The organism is Clostridium chromiireducens, assembly GCF_002029255.1.
GTDB lineage: Bacteria > Bacillota > Clostridia > Clostridiales > Clostridiaceae > Clostridium > Clostridium chromiireducens.
The window spans coordinates 1-14,640 of the sequence record NZ_MZGT01000094.1; the positions used below are offsets into that span (position 1 = coordinate 1).

General features: G+C 29.7%; 16 protein-coding genes and 1 riboswitch. Of the genes, 4 read left to right on the plus strand and 12 right to left on the minus strand.

The genetic code is table 11. The features are described from left to right. Nucleotides 1-259 precede the first annotated feature (259 nt). Entirely contained in the window at nucleotides 260-667 is a 408-nt protein-coding gene (locus CLCHR_RS21640; protein WP_079441985.1) for a secondary thiamine-phosphate synthase enzyme YjbQ, read from the plus strand. A 47-nt stretch (nucleotides 668-714) separates the two neighbouring features. Here CLCHR_RS21640 and CLCHR_RS21645 read toward each other — a convergent pair whose 3' ends face one another. The 6 genes from CLCHR_RS21645 to CLCHR_RS21670 form a co-directional block, all read right to left on the minus strand. After that, nucleotides 715-924 (minus strand): heavy-metal-associated domain-containing protein, encoded by a 210-nt coding sequence (locus CLCHR_RS21645; protein ID WP_079441986.1) that lies wholly within the window; start codon nucleotides 922-924, stop codon nucleotides 715-717. A gap of 132 nt (nucleotides 925-1,056) precedes the next feature. After that, the gene (locus CLCHR_RS21650) at nucleotides 1,057-1,737 is read right to left on the minus strand and encodes a GTP pyrophosphokinase (RefSeq protein WP_079441987.1); all 681 of its coding nucleotides are present in this window, start codon (nucleotides 1,735-1,737) and stop codon (nucleotides 1,057-1,059) included. Between the two features lie 126 nt (nucleotides 1,738-1,863). After that, complete coding sequence (locus CLCHR_RS21655; protein ID WP_139376282.1) at nucleotides 1,864-2,601, minus strand: SH3 domain-containing protein; 738 nt, start codon at nucleotides 2,599-2,601, stop codon at nucleotides 1,864-1,866. Nucleotides 2,602-2,803: 202 nt separating this feature from the next. Then, a complete protein-coding gene (locus CLCHR_RS21660) occupies nucleotides 2,804-3,580 on the minus strand; it encodes an endonuclease/exonuclease/phosphatase family protein (protein ID WP_079441988.1) in 777 nt (258 codons plus the stop codon). 82 nt (nucleotides 3,581-3,662) lie between these two features. Continuing rightward, a complete protein-coding gene (locus CLCHR_RS21665) occupies nucleotides 3,663-4,103 on the minus strand; it encodes a phage tail protein (RefSeq protein ID WP_079441989.1) in 441 nt (146 codons plus the stop codon). Nucleotides 4,104-4,243: 140 nt separating this feature from the next. After that, nucleotides 4,244-4,909, minus strand: coding sequence for an HAD-IA family hydrolase (locus tag CLCHR_RS21670; RefSeq protein ID WP_079441990.1), 666 nt, complete (start codon nucleotides 4,907-4,909; stop codon nucleotides 4,244-4,246). 310 nt (nucleotides 4,910-5,219) lie between these two features. Here CLCHR_RS21670 and CLCHR_RS21675 point away from each other — a divergent pair, with 310 nt between their 5' ends. After that, complete coding sequence (locus CLCHR_RS21675; RefSeq protein WP_079441991.1) at nucleotides 5,220-5,765, plus strand: NADH peroxidase; 546 nt, start codon at nucleotides 5,220-5,222, stop codon at nucleotides 5,763-5,765. Nucleotides 5,766-5,809: 44 nt separating this feature from the next. Then, nucleotides 5,810-6,127, plus strand: coding sequence for a DUF1540 domain-containing protein (locus CLCHR_RS21680; RefSeq protein ID WP_079441992.1), 318 nt, complete (start codon nucleotides 5,810-5,812; stop codon nucleotides 6,125-6,127). 247 nt (nucleotides 6,128-6,374) lie between these two features. Here the strand turns inward: CLCHR_RS21680 and CLCHR_RS21685 are convergent, their stop codons facing one another. Beyond that, nucleotides 6,375-6,866, minus strand: coding sequence for an HD domain-containing protein (locus CLCHR_RS21685; protein WP_079441993.1), 492 nt, complete (start codon nucleotides 6,864-6,866; stop codon nucleotides 6,375-6,377). A gap of 451 nt (nucleotides 6,867-7,317) precedes the next feature. Here CLCHR_RS21685 and CLCHR_RS21690 point away from each other — a divergent pair, with 451 nt between their 5' ends. Then, nucleotides 7,318-8,442 (plus strand): DNRLRE domain-containing protein, encoded by a 1,125-nt coding sequence (locus CLCHR_RS21690; protein WP_079441994.1) that lies wholly within the window; start codon nucleotides 7,318-7,320, stop codon nucleotides 8,440-8,442. 666 nt (nucleotides 8,443-9,108) lie between these two features. On the opposite strand, the gene ribH is transcribed toward CLCHR_RS21690, so the two are convergent. From ribH to CLCHR_RS21715, 5 genes are all read right to left on the minus strand, one after another. After that, complete coding sequence (ribH, locus tag CLCHR_RS21695) at nucleotides 9,109-9,573, minus strand: 6,7-dimethyl-8-ribityllumazine synthase (RefSeq protein ID WP_079441995.1); 465 nt, start codon at nucleotides 9,571-9,573, stop codon at nucleotides 9,109-9,111. A gap of 55 nt (nucleotides 9,574-9,628) precedes the next feature. After that, the gene (locus tag CLCHR_RS21700) at nucleotides 9,629-10,822 is read right to left on the minus strand and encodes a bifunctional 3,4-dihydroxy-2-butanone-4-phosphate synthase/GTP cyclohydrolase II (RefSeq protein WP_079441996.1); all 1,194 of its coding nucleotides are present in this window, start codon (nucleotides 10,820-10,822) and stop codon (nucleotides 9,629-9,631) included. Nucleotides 10,823-10,902: 80 nt separating this feature from the next. Further along, on the minus strand, nucleotides 10,903-11,556 hold the full coding sequence (locus CLCHR_RS21705) for a riboflavin synthase (protein ID WP_079441997.1): 654 nt from the start codon (nucleotides 11,554-11,556) through the stop codon (nucleotides 10,903-10,905). 16 nt (nucleotides 11,557-11,572) lie between these two features. After that, the gene (ribD, locus tag CLCHR_RS21710) at nucleotides 11,573-12,664 is read right to left on the minus strand and encodes a bifunctional diaminohydroxyphosphoribosylaminopyrimidine deaminase/5-amino-6-(5-phosphoribosylamino)uracil reductase RibD (RefSeq protein ID WP_079441998.1); all 1,092 of its coding nucleotides are present in this window, start codon (nucleotides 12,662-12,664) and stop codon (nucleotides 11,573-11,575) included. 367 nt (nucleotides 12,665-13,031) lie between these two features. After that, nucleotides 13,032-13,147, minus strand: a riboswitch (FMN riboswitch). Nucleotides 13,148-13,197: 50 nt separating this feature from the next. Continuing rightward, complete coding sequence (locus CLCHR_RS21715; protein WP_079441999.1) at nucleotides 13,198-14,442, minus strand: DUF6398 domain-containing protein; 1,245 nt, start codon at nucleotides 14,440-14,442, stop codon at nucleotides 13,198-13,200. Nucleotides 14,443-14,640: the final 198 nt, after the last annotated feature.

The window sequence follows — 14,640 nt, forward strand, 5'->3', positions numbered from 1 at the left end:
TATATCAGAGTTATTCAAAATTAATTTTACTAATTCATCTCTAGATAAAGACATAGCCTGTGCTCCCTTCATTTGATAATTTATTATATCATCCTAATGAAGTTTACACAGACTATTTTACACTCTCTCTAGTCGCAGAATCATCCATTAAAATTCCTACAAACCGAAACACAATATGTTACTTATTTCGGCAAGTTACACCTAAACCTAATTTACGTATTGGATATCTATAATTAAAATATTGTTAAGGAGGAGTTTTATGTCGAACTTATTTAAACATTCTATTGCAATTAATCCTAGGCAGACTCTTATGAAAATAACTTCATATATAAAAGAGGATATTAAGGCGAGTAATGTTAAAGATGGAATCGTAATAGTTTATTGCCCTCATACTACCGCCGGAATTACTGTGAACGAAAATGCAGATCCAGATGTGGTTCACGATCTAATTTATGGATTTGAAAAAGTCTACCCAACTCATGACTCTAACTACAAACATTTTGAAGGCAACTCACATTCACACCTAAAATCATCTACTGTAGGTGCCTCTCAAACATTTATTTTACACAACGGAAATATAATTCTGGGAAGATGGCAGGACGTATATTTTTGTGAATTCGATGGTCCACGTGATAGAATATTTTATGTGAAAATATTAGAGGGATAATATTTAAAGAGGGCTGTAATTTTTTACACCCCTCTTTAATAAAAATATTATCCCTGCTTAACATTATGTCCTGTATTTTCTATACAACCTCTAATTTCTTGCTCAGTAGCTGGAGAATTATATATAACCTCAACACTTCCACGTGCAAGATCTACGCATACCTGATTTACGCCTTCTATTTTTTCTAGTGCATTTTTAACTTGCGTCTTCATGTTCTCATTTGCTAATCCATCAACAATATAATGTTCTCTTTCCATACACACTATTCTCCTTTGCATTAAATTTACAAGTATAGTATGTTCAAAATCCTCTTATTATATATAATAACTATAAAATAATTCATCTAGATTTTTTTGGAACCTGGTCAGCATCATTTGCACCTGCCACTCTTACATTAAATTTTCTACCTCTCTTTGAATATCTTGCATTCTCATATCGGTTGATGCTATAAGATCTGCACATTCTTTTAAATCTTGAGTAATATGTATTGGCCCTTCTCCGGACGTTTTATAATATAGTTTATGTTCAAGGCTTGCCCAAAAATCCATTGCAATAGTTCTTATCTGCACTTCAACCCTTACTTGCTCCACATGATCCGAAAAAAATATAGGTACTTCTATAACTAAATGAAGACTTCTATATCCGTTTGGTTTTGGCGATTTTATATAATCTTTTTCTTCAATAAGTGTTATATCATCCTGCCTTATAAGCATTTTAGCAATATCATATATATCACCAACAAAGGAGCATATTACTCTTATACCTGCAATATCATTTAAATTTTTTTTCGCCGACTCAATGCCCATTTCAAAACCTTTACGCCTAAGCTTATCCATAATACTTCCTGGTGTTTTAACCCTAGACTTCATATATTCTATAGGATTTCTTTTTCTCTTAATTTTAAGTTCATCATCTAATATATCTAACTTTGTCTTTACTTCTTTTATAGCTGAACGATATATAAGCAGTGTTTCATTCATCGCTTCAATTTTTTCTTCGACTAATTCTGGTGACATATTCATATCTGCACTCCCTAAAAATACCTGTTCAATCTCTTTTGCCATATCCATAAGCCTCTTGTCCTCCATCTTCAACAAGACTATTCTGTAAATGTATAATTGACTCGTATTTTCCATATTTATTTCTTTAGTACTAACACCATTTTAATTGAATATAAGGAAAACTTCAAGGTACTATTATTTCATCATGTACACTATAGTTTCTTTTCTTCCAAATTCCTTAACTTGCTCGTGATCCGGTAACCAAACATCCACAATATGTATTCCATTATTTTTAATCACAACAGCACCTCCTCTATCCTCCACATCAAATATCCCATCTTCTTTATAATATTTTAGTTCTGGAATAAAAAGCTTACTCCCTAATGGGATATCTTTAGGCGCAGCAACAATACCTATTCTAGTATGTGTTTGCATCGCCGTTTCCGCACCCCACGCCTCTGAACATATGGCGCAATTACAGTAAGCAGTCAATTCTACTTTAATAGGTATAGGAGTTTTTATAATATTTTCAATTATTGATTTTTTATTATGAATTTCATCGTAAGTCGGATTGGGTGGGGCTTTCTCATATTCTTCAATATATTTATCTTTCACATAACCTACAACATCATTATATTGTATCTTATACCAAGAATTATTTTTCTCTAGGATGCTAAATGTCATCCCATTATATAAATAATTATCTGCAGGACTATTTAAATTAGGTTCCTCTCTAATACACAAATTAGAATCAACATTTACTACCTGTCCATATTTTTTAATTGTTGAGCCAGAGCTCAGTATTTTTTCGCTATTCTTACCTGAATGGTTTGCTTCATCACTTATTATAAATTTATAATAACCAGCTATCCCTCCTAAAACAATTGCCAAACATATATATGTAGCACATACGTACTTTTCTAATCTCGACAATAAATCATTCCTCTCTATATTATCATGCGAAGTTCAAATATCTTACATCTTCTGTAATAACGTAGATTTACAGTATATCCTATTATATTATATCTTTGCATTGTTTAAAAGTTATATCTTAATAAGCTAGTAACTCCCTCAATACCTACCAAAAATAAAACCTTGATGATCATTTAAGAATATCAAGGTTCTATTTTAAAATTTATTTAATTTTTATGTCTGTTATTAATGGATAATGATCTGATGGATATTTCCCATTGATATTATACTTAATTATTTCAGCATTAACTACTTCTATTTCTTTTGATACAAATATATAATCAATATGAACTCCTTTTTGCGTCCTTTTAAATTTATCTCTTGTAGATTCTTTATACAATTCTTTGTTTATATCTTGTACAGCTGTAAACTCTTCCTTAGAAAATTTTCCAGACTTAAAGCTTTTTATTAATTTACTATCTGGCGTGTCATTAAAATCACCCATTAATATAATTGGAAGAGCCTCTTTTTCTTGCTCTTTATCAATTACTTCCATAATCCTTTTTAATCCATACTCTCTTGTTTTTTGAAATAGGTTATCTAAATGAGAATTATAAACTCTAATCTTTTTACCCTCTACCGTCTTTATCACTGCGGTAGTAGCGATTCTCGGTACATAAGAATACCATACCTTACTTCCAACTTCATTAGGAGTTTCAGATAGCCAAAAGGTCTTATATTCTTGAATAGTATGTTTTTTAGAAATCAATAAATTGTTTCTTTCTGATGAAATTCTCTTACCTCTAGATTCTCCAACTATTTCGTATTCCTTCATACTCTTTTTCAGGTCATTAAACATATTATCTTTTACTTCTTGTGTTCCAATAATATCACATTTATACTCATCCATAACGTGGTAAACCATACTTTTTCGATTATTCCATCTATCTCTGAAATCTCGTGGTGTATCGCACCTTAGATTAAATGTCATTATCCTCATTTAATAACCTCTTTTCAATTGACTCAATTGGAACTATCTATCAATATAGAATTTAGTCATTCCAATAATTTTATTATGAAACCTATTTACCACCATTTGAAGTCATTACATTTGCTGTATTATTATCAGTACTCACGTTTTCTGAAACTATAATTGCTGGAGCATTGAAATCGTATTTTTTATTTTCTACAGTGACAGAATTCGTAACCATTTTACCACTTTGATCAAAGTAGTACCAAAATCCCCCATTAGTCAACCAGCTATTATGCGCCATAGTTCCGTCTGACCATAAGTAATACCAGTTTTCATTATCCTTCAACCAGCCTGTTCTCATTATTCCATCTTCTCTAAAATTGTACCATTTTCCATCAATTTGTTTCCATCCCTTTACCTTTACACCATTCTCAATCCACATAAGATTCTTACTTTTATCTTCCTTCCACTTGGCTGAAACAGCAAACGATGATAAACTTCCCATTATTGATGCAACTATTAATAAAGTTACCCCTAATCTTTTTATCATTTTAACACTCCCTTATTTTTTATTTCTTAACTATATATTACAATTAAATCTAATTTTTTTCAAATATAGTTAAATATAAAAAGAGTATAAATTCAAATGAAAAAAATTTTTCGTACGTCTCATATAACAAATTTATAACCTTATAACTTCATTTGAATGAAGTAATTTAATAACTCCTCAGTACTCTTCACAATATGATCCGCTCTAGCCTGCGTTAATTCAATTACATCTCCATACCCGTAAAGCACACCTATTGATTTAATATTATTTTCTTTTGCTCCTATAATATCATGCTCTCTATCTCCTACCATGATAACTTTTGATGTATCTGATATTTTTGCTTCATTTAAAGCATATTTTATAACATCACCTTTGTTCACTCTAGTTTCCTCAAAATCTGCTCCAGCAGTAAATGTAAAATAATTATCTACTTTAAAATACTTTAATATTTCCTTTGCATATACTTCTGGTTTTGATGTAGCTAGTATGATCTTTTTATCTCTTTTCATAAGCGCTTCAAAAACTTCTACTATTCCATCATAAAGACTATTCTCATATATACCTTTTTTAGCGTAATATTCTCTATACTTTTTAAGTCCCATTTCAGCTTTTTCATCGTCAAAATTATAAAACCTCTTAAATGAATCTTTTAGCGGCGGTCCTATAAATTTATTTAAATCACTTAAATTATCCTCAATTATACCAAAATGTTTAAGCGCATATTGCACAGATTTAGTTATTCCTTCTCCTGAATCAGTTATTGTTCCATCTAGATCAAACAATATATATTCAAAATTATTATCCACTTTATAACTTCCTCCCTATGTATCTAATTTTCTATATTTCATCACTAGATTATATTATACTTGAAAATTCTTCATATACTCAACTATACATTAATTAAATTCTTATTACTAATAATTTAATTCAAAATGGTAATACTATTTCTTAGGGTTATATTAGACATATCCAAAAATGATAAATGAACTTTAGTATGTAGATTTTACCTCTTCGTAGGGGGTTCCTTATCTGTAATCTTACTAATAATCAATAATTCCTATTTTCATATGCCTTATATCACCTTGAAATATAATAAGTTTTATGGAGGAATTTTAAATGAAGAGATTTATTTGTACTATTTGTGGTTACATCCATGAAGGTAATAATCCACCTGATTTTTGCCCTATTTGTAAAGCAGGCGCAGACAAATTCAAGGAAATGGAAGATTCATTAAATTTTGCTGATGAACATAGAATTGGAGTTGCTAAAGATCTCAGTGATGAATTATTAGATGGATTAAGAGCTAACTTTACTGGTGAATGTACTGAAGTCGGAATGTATCTAGCAATGTCCCGTCAAGCTGATCGAGAAGGCTACCCTGAAGTAGCTGAGGCATACAAAAGAATTGCTTATGAAGAAGCTGATCACGCTGCAAGATTTGCAGAACTATTAGGTGAAGTTGTTGTTCCTGATACTAAATCAAATTTAAGTGCTAGAGTTGAGGCCGAATATGGTGCCTGCGAAGGAAAAAAGAAACTTGCAACTTTAGCTAAAGAACATAACTTAGATGCTATACACGATACTGTGCATGAAATGTGTAAAGATGAAGCTAGACACGGTAAAGCATTCAAAGGCTTGCTCGATAGATATTTCACCAAATAATACCATAATTAAAATTAAATTAATATTAAAGGAGTGTGTTTTTCGTGCAAAAAATTAATTGTGATGTAAATAATTGTTCACATAATAATAGCGGTGTATGTTATTCAAACAGGGTTGATATTGGAGGAATGTCTGCAAGTAGCGAGCGTAGAACTTGCTGTGGTTCATTCTTACATGCTGCTCACTACAGTGATTTAACTAATAACACAAATTCTAACGGACAATGTGATGCTTTAACCTGCAACGCTTATAATTGTACTCATAACTACAATAAACTTTGTAAGCTTGACTCTATAAACGTATCAGGTGATGGTGCACAAATATATGTTGAAACAAAATGTTCTAGTTTTGACTGCAAATAATAATTTTACAATGTAAGCCATTATAAATATCTTGATTAATATGTTGTATATAGGAGATATTAAAACTAACAATTCAATGCAAAAGTATTTTATTTTTAATCAAAACTCAAATTATTCTTTCCAAATAAATTCTAATTTTAACAATACTTATACATAAAAATATTATCATATTGAATTGTTGTTTTTATATCTTCCTATGACTAAAGGCAATTTTCTGTATTCAAGTACCTTTCAGCCTATATTCCTATTATAAATATAAGTCTGTTAGAAACTGTATTCCTGCTTTTGTTTTGAAATACTTTTCTTTTATGCTTCTAATTTGAATATCTCTAATTTCATCTTCATAAATGTTAACTAAAAAGTCAGCTTCAATAAGTATTTGATAGTCAATGCCATCAATCTTACTATATGTGTGATGATGACCAATTAAATAACAAACTCTCTCTATAAATATCTCATCAAAATTTAATTGTGAAAGCATTTCTCTTGCCACTGGAGGTCCCTCAATTTCTTGATAATTGCCAGCAGAAGATTTGTACTTTTCTTCACTCACCTTAATTCCAATATCATGCATCACAGCTGTAACTTCCAGCATATTTTGTGTGTCTTTATCTATACCCTCTAGTTCACCAATAGCTTTTGCAAATGAATATACCTTTAAAAAATGGTTTACTCTTCTTGGATCACCAGAATAATATTTAATCATTTCATTTATTATTATGCTTATACTTCCATTCATAGTACTTTATTGAGGATTATATTAATTTTCCTATCCTCAACCTAATTCACCTTCTTTCATTCTTTTATTCTAATTATAATTCATTATGTCAAAAAAGTAATTACTCTCAAGTCAATACTTACTTAATATACTATAAATTCTTTAATATAACATAAATTAATTCTTTGAAATTATGCATAAATCATATTTTATTCAAATATATATCAGTAGAAATATTTTAGGAGGGATTTTACATTCTATATGAGGATCTTATGATCACTGTTCTTCATTCGATATCCTCAAATATGATAATAGACAGAATAACCTGCCTACTATATTTGCACGTGATAAATCCTTAAATATACCTTCGATTAGAAATAAATATAACTTTAAATTTAACTATTAAATTGGTATATAATATAACTCATTTTGGGTTTACTCTAGAAATTTTATTTGTAAGGGGATGAAGTCGATGAAAAATTTAATAAAAATAAATTGTTCTGATACAACTTATGTTTGTAATTTCCGTCCAAACAGTAGCTTCTATAAAGATGAAAAACTATTTGTCGGTGTTGTTAAAGATAACTGGAAAAACTTGAATTTATATAAGTCTTTGTTTCAATTCTATATTTCTGATTTGCATATCTCTACATCAAAAAATATATATTTATTTTTATATTTAGAGAATATATATCCTACATCATGCAATAATATTAGTGTTTCAATTTCTGGTGATAACAGTGACTTTAATGTTTCAGACGTGAATTGGACAACACTTCCTAAAAAAAATTCTCTAGCCAAAATAAATATAAATATTCCTACTAAATCCGTAAAAAAATATTTAAAAATTGATATTTCCCATATTATAAAATCTCTCGATCCTTTTAGTAATAATTTTAATATAATAATTGAATCTATGAATCTTAATACAGCTTCTATGCTTCAATTTAGTTCTGATAAATGTTCAAATTCACCTTATTTGGTTCTAGTAAAGGATGATGCCTGCGACAAATATCCTATTGATAATGACAATAATGTAAACGATACTCTTGATGATGAAAATTTAAATATTGAAGAAATTTCTACTGAAATTATAAATGAATTAAATGCACATAATCTAAAACTAGATTCTTTTGAAGAAAATTTAAACAATATCATGACTCATTTTGATGATATTAATTTAACTATTAAAAATACTACAACAGATGCAGAAAATAAGTTTAAGCCAACTTTAAATAAATTTGATCAGCACCTCTCGGATATTAATGATAGTATAAACCTATTAAAAGATTATATCGAAGACTTAGGTGAACGAGGAATTATAGATAACTCTGAATTATCAAGAGAATTTTTAACAGCACTACTTTCTGATTTAAGGGACTTAACTATAAATGAAATTTCTCAACTAAAAAATTCTGTAAATTATGATATTTTAGAATTTAAGAATTCTATTAACGATAGCATTTCAAATATAAACAACTCCATTGAAGGTATAGATGATACTTTATCCTTTTTATCTGGTAAAATAACAAGGATATCTGAAATTGTGGAAAACTTAAATCCAAATAACTCTATAGATACCCCAACTACAATTTAGACTTATGAAATAATCCACCGAAAGCAGACACATTATTGTTTCGCAGGACTATGAAAATCTCGCTGAAAGAGCTAAATTGCAGGTTGCACCATTAATGCTTGCTCCCAATTTCATTGTGACAAGCATTAAAGGAACAACCTACAATTAAGCTCTTTTAGCAGCTCATTTTCAAATGCCTGCTGCACAAAAATGTGTCTACTTTCTGGTAAAGTATAAATCAAATTCATAGTTTGGATATCTATAAATAAATCTGAGCAGGTAGCTTAGATTTATGCAATAAACTCACCGAAATGAGTAATATACTTTTGTTCCAATTTTCAATGATTTTTAATTGAGCAATGGATAACCGAATTACTTGCTTAAATATGCTTTTCTTTAAATTTACACTAAACAAAGAAATGGAATATATGTTTTTGCGAAGTGTTCATAAGAAGATTTTGCTGGCTGTGATTCTAGATTATAAGTTGTTCCAAATGTGCTTGTTCAAGGCCTAGTCCTTGAGGCAAGCACTTTGGGTACAACTTATAATCTTAGAATCACCTAGCCAAATCTTCGATGAACCGGAGCAAACACATATATTCCATTTCGTTTATTTGGCTGTAAACTTAAAATCATCTCTTAATGCAAGTATTTTTATATTTCGGTGATACACAATACCTTTATTTACTACTTAATATTATTTAATAAGTTAGCCATTTCTATAGCTGAAACTGCGCATTCATAGCCTTTATTGCCTGCCTTAGTTCCTGCTCTTTCAATAGCTTGCTCTATAGTATTTGTTGTAAGTACTCCAAATATTACTGGTTTCTCACTTTCAAGAGAAACGCTTGCTATTCCTTTTGATACTTCTGAGCAAACATAATCATAATGAGAAGTAGCTCCTTTTATTACAGCTCCCAAACAAATAACTGCATCATACTTAGAGTTTTTTGCCATTTTCTTAGCTACTAGTGGAATTTCAAAAGCACCTGGCACCCATGCAATATCAATGTCCTCTTCTTTTGCACCATGTCTTTTCAATCCATCTAGTGCACCCTCTAAAAGTTTACCTCCGATAAATTCATTAAATCTTCCTATAACTATTCCAAATTTTAATCCTTGTGATACTAAATTTCCTTCAAAAATATTCATTATATTTTCCTCCATTATGTTAAATTATTTTATAATATTGATATCTATTATTTTTTTATATATTTAATAAATGATTCATTCTCTCTTTTTTAGTTTTGAGATAAAGTTCATCATTCTTATTTGCTTCCATTTCTATTGGAACTCTTTCAATTACATTAATATCATTTTTTTCAAGTCCCTCAATTTTTGCAGGATTATTTGTAATTAATCTAATATTGTTTATTCCTAGAATTTTAAGCATATCTGCACTAATTTTATAATCCCTCATATCTTCCCTAAATCCTAAAGCTAGGTTTGCATCTACAGTATCTAATCCCGTGTCCTGAAGTGAATATGCTTTTAATTTATTTAATAATCCTATGCCTCTTCCTTCTTGCCTCATATATAAAAGTATCCCACGTTCCTCTTTCGATATCATTTCCATTGCTGCTGCATATTGCTCACCACAGTCACATTTTCTAGAACCTAATGCATCTCCTGTTAAACATTCAGAATGAACTCTTATAAGTACAGGCTCATCAGTTGTAATATCACCTTTGATTAAGGCTAAATGACACTTTGAAGAATTCTTTTCGCTAAATCCTATAACCTTAAAATCTCCGTATTTTGTTGGTAATTTAGCCTCTACTTCCCTTGTTACACTTAAGTGCTCTTGTTTCCTATACTCAATTAGATCTTCTATAGTTAATATCTTAAGATTATGTTCTTTTGCAAATTTCATTAAGTCATCACGCCTAGCCATAGTTCCATCATCATTTATTATTTCACATATAGCTGCCGCACCTTTAAAACCTGCAAGTTTGGCTAAATCTATTGAAGCCTCTGTATGGCCTATTCTCTCCAAAACTCCACCATTCTTAGCTATCAGTGGAAATACATGTCCTGGTCTTCTAAAATCATATTTTTCATTTGAAGTTGCAAGTTTATTTATTGTTAAAGATCTTTCATATGCTGATATTCCTGTTGTTGTATCTTTATGATCTATAGCAACTGTGAAGGCAGTCTCGTGATTATCGGTATTCTTTTCAACCATTGGATTTAAACCTAATTTAACTGCGATTTCTTCCTCAACCGGCGCACAAACCAAACCTCTTGCATACTTAATCATAAAATTTATATTTTCTGTGGTAGCCATCTCTGCTGGAACAACTAAATCGCCTTCATTTTCGCGTCCCTCATCATCAACAACTATTACCATTTTTCCTTGTTTAATATCTTTTATTCCTTCTTCTATACTATTGAACCTCATATTTATATCTCCTAACTCATTTATTACTCTATACTTAACTTTAATTCAAAGTTGTTATTAATAATTTTTTATTACATAAACTAAAAGCCATTATTCTTTAAAAAATCCATAGTAATAGTACTTGTATCTGTTTTGTTACTTGCATTTCTTCCCCCAACTAATTTTTCTATATATTTTCCCACCAAATCACATTCTAAATTCACAACTGAATTAACTTTTTTATGTGGAAGAATAGTGTTATCCAAAGTATGAGGTATAACTGAAACTTTAAACACTTCATCATCAACATATGCTACAGTTAAACTTATTCCATCTATTCCAATTGAGCCCTTATATATGATGTATTTTAAAACATCTTTAGGTGCAGATATGGTAAACCAAGTTCCATCGCTTTCTTCTTTTACTGAAACAATCTTGCCAACACCATCTATATGCCCGCTTACAATGTGTCCACCAAGCCTATCACTAAGTCTTAAGGCTCTTTCAAGATTTAATTTATCCCCGACTTTTAAACTGCCTAAATTGCTCTTAGCTAAAGTTTCCCCCATCACTTCAGCTTTGAATGAATAAGATGTTTTCTCTTTAACTGTTAAACAGACTCCATTTGTAGCAATACTATCACCAATTTTTGTATCATCCAAAATATCATTACACTTGATTACCATAACTCCGAAACCATTACCTATATTAAACTCCTGTAACACTCCAACTTCTTCGATAATTCCAGTAAACATTCTTTCCTCCTTATTTTTAGTTATTTTTTTCTATATAACCTTCTATAACTAAATCTTCTCCAATTTTTCTATAAGTAGTATTCACCAATTTAACTGCTTCATTTATTTTAGAAAAACCTTTTCCAGCTATGCTGCTCTTACTAGTTTCTCCACCTAATATTTTAGGCGCTATATAAAAAATAATTTTATCTACAACACCTTCTTCTAACGCTGAAAAGTTTAACGTACCACCACCTTCAATAAGTATAGAATCTATTTTTTCTTTACCTAGCTCCTTAACAAGTTCCTTTAGATCAACTTTGTTATTTTTCTCTTGGACTTCTATGATTTGAATTCCTAAATCTATCAACATTTGTTTTTTACTTATGTCTGCAAGACGAGTAGTCACAATGATTGTATTTTTATCTTCATTTTTAATTACTTTTGAATCTAATGGTATTCTAAGAGTTGTGTCTACAATAATTCTTTTTAGGATTTTCTCATTATTAATTCTGCACGTAAGCTCTGGATCATCAGCTATAACTGTATTTACACCTACCATGATTGAGTGAACCCTATTTCTTAAATTCTGTGAATCCATTCTTGATTCTTCTGATGTAATCCATTTAGATTCTCCACTATAGGTTGCTATTTTTCCATCAATAGACATTCCACTTTTTAAAATTACAAATGGAGTTTTAGATGTAATATACTTAATAAAGATTTCATTCATTTTTCTGCATTCTTCTTCTTTAACCCCAACTAGCACTTCAATACCATGCTGTTGTAATTTTTCTATACTTTTTCCTGCTACTAATTCATTAGGATCTAACATTCCAATTACAACTTTCTTAAATTTTTTTTCAATGATTAAATCAACACATGGCGGTGTTTTTCCATAATGAGCACACGGTTCTAGAGTGACGTAAATTGTACTTCCTTCTACAGATCTTGTTGCATTTTTAACCGCATTTCTTTCAGCATGAGCCTCCCCATAACGTTCATGATATCCCTCTCCTATTATCTCTCCGTCTTTAACAATAACTGCTCCAACTAAAGGATTAGGATTTACCATTCCTATACCCATTTTAGCTAATTCTAAGGCTCTCTCCATATAACTAACGTCCAAGAATTCTCATCTCCCTTTTCCATATATTCATGCTAAGTGCATTTTAGCTTTTTATAAAAATTAATAATATATCTATATCTTTTAATTATTAATTATTTTTATACACAATAAAAAAACTCTGAAGTTCAAATCTTCAGAGTTTTTGGAATAATTATAATATATATTTTATTTATAATTAAAATTTCATTAGTAAGAATCTTTTATTATTAAATAAATAATAAATACAAGAATGTTTTAATTTTTATTAATTATTCTCAATTTACCTTGTTTAATATAAAAAGCCCTGAATTTACTGCAAATTCAGGGCATATATTCTCAAATAAATAATAACATCTAAAATTTTAATTTTAAATATAATTTATCTTATCACTATCTTCTTTCATCCAGACTTTACTGTCGGCTTCGGAATTTAACCGAATCTGCTAATTAAAGCTCGCGGGCTGTACCGCCGGTAGGGAAATTCACCCAACCCTGAAGACTTTTTATTAAATTTTCTACTTTATGGTACCACATTGCCATCCCAATGTAAAGTACTAGTTAAAATTTATCATATCAAAATCATTTTTCTTTTCTTTAACCCATTGAATCATATTAGAATCATCCCAAACTGCTAGTCCCATGTCAGCATATCTTATAGCTTCTTCTTCACTACCAAATCTAATACTGTGTGGCAGCGAACTTGGAACTCTTTTTTGTTTTAGTATGTATGGTATAACATGAGGGTTTCTCTTATACGCTCTTCTTAATGCATTTTCTGCCGCTTTAATTTCGTTTGTTTTATATAGTAATACTACTTTACTATAGTGTAAAGCCGCTAGATTATCCTTCTCATATTTTTCTAATAGTTCCTTCAATTGTGCATACCTTTTTTCAATCAAAAGCCAATTAACTAATAAACTTCTAACCATTAAATTATCTTGCTCATTATATTTTAAAATATCAAAAGCTTGATCTATTGCTGATTCTTTTTCTCCGATTTTCCATAAATGAGTAGCTAAATTATATTTAGCACCAAAAAGTGGTTCAGCAATTTTTAGTTTAAAAAGTTCAGGTTGAGCATCTTCTAGATTATTTATTCTTAGCAGATTTTGTGCCGCTTTAACCGCTTTCTCTAAAAGCTCTTTCCTTTGTGTATCATTTAGACTAGAATCTTTTGATAAAATAATATATGCATCAGCACAATCTTCATATACGTCTAATGCTTCTTTTGCATATTTTGATCTATTTTTGTAATTCTTTTGTTTCCAAGCAAAATCTATAATCCTTTGTGACATTATAAAACTTTTGTGAACAGCAAATTTAAAAGGTTCCTTTTTTTCGTTTTCAGTGCTTTCATCTTTCTGAGCTAAATTACTTGCTGTTGCTGCTGCTTCTCTCTCAGCCTCTAACATACTATTACTTATTATATCTGTACTTTTACCTATTATCCACTGTTTACTTTCATTTGATAAACCCAATAGATTTTTTACTTCCTTTGATTTGCTAGAGCCTGTACTACTACTAACGCCAAACGCCTTATATAAATCAGTAGCTTTAATATATGGTTCTTCTTTTGAATCAAACAAGTTATTTATTGTTCCTATAGCGTGCACTATTCCAGCTGCCCATGAAAAGCTCTTTCCTTTTTTGAGTTGTTCCTCACAATCTTGGAATAATGTTTCTGTAGCTATGACACAAATATTTTTATATTCCTCATTTAAATATTCACCTGAAAAACTCTTGATTTTTTCAATTATTTCTTCATACTTGCTAGCTATTACGTTAGATAATTCTTGCATTTCTTTTTATAGCTCCTTTATAAAAAATCTTTGACAAATTTGATTTTATCCTACAATAAATATAATTTGCAAGTATATTAACCAAATTCATATTACTGATTTAAAATATAATATTTTTTGATAATATTTTTTCAAAAAATATATCAAATATATTCTGAAAAATTCATTCGTATTATATTATAACATATTAAATAGAAA

Excerpts from the sequence above, each read along its gene's own strand:
- CLCHR_RS21715 (WP_079441999.1), bottom strand. The coding sequence starts at position 14,442 with ATGCAAGAATTATCTAACGTAATAGCTAGCAAGTATGAAGAAATAATT.
- CLCHR_RS21685 (WP_079441993.1), bottom strand. The coding sequence starts at position 6,866 with ATGAATGGAAGTATAAGCATAATAATAAATGAAATGATTAAATATTAT.
- CLCHR_RS21690 (WP_079441994.1), top strand. The coding sequence starts at position 7,318 with ATGAAAAATTTAATAAAAATAAATTGTTCTGATACAACTTATGTTTGT.
- CLCHR_RS21665 (WP_079441989.1), bottom strand. The coding sequence starts at position 4,103 with ATGATAAAAAGATTAGGGGTAACTTTATTAATAGTTGCATCAATAATG.
- CLCHR_RS21640 (WP_079441985.1), top strand. The coding sequence starts at position 260 with ATGTCGAACTTATTTAAACATTCTATTGCAATTAATCCTAGGCAGACT.
- CLCHR_RS21675 (WP_079441991.1), top strand. The coding sequence starts at position 5,220 with ATGAAGAGATTTATTTGTACTATTTGTGGTTACATCCATGAAGGTAAT.
- CLCHR_RS21645 (WP_079441986.1), bottom strand. The coding sequence starts at position 924 with ATGGAAAGAGAACATTATATTGTTGATGGATTAGCAAATGAGAACATG.
- CLCHR_RS21660 (WP_079441988.1), bottom strand. The coding sequence starts at position 3,580 with ATGAGGATAATGACATTTAATCTAAGGTGCGATACACCACGAGATTTC.
- CLCHR_RS21650 (WP_079441987.1), bottom strand. The coding sequence starts at position 1,737 with ATGGATATGGCAAAAGAGATTGAACAGGTATTTTTAGGGAGTGCAGAT.
- CLCHR_RS21705 (WP_079441997.1), bottom strand. The coding sequence starts at position 11,556 with ATGTTTACTGGAATTATCGAAGAAGTTGGAGTGTTACAGGAGTTTAAT.
- ribH (WP_079441995.1), bottom strand. The coding sequence starts at position 9,573 with ATGAATATTTTTGAAGGAAATTTAGTATCACAAGGATTAAAATTTGGA.
- CLCHR_RS21700 (WP_079441996.1), bottom strand. The coding sequence starts at position 10,822 with ATGAGGTTCAATAGTATAGAAGAAGGAATAAAAGATATTAAACAAGGA.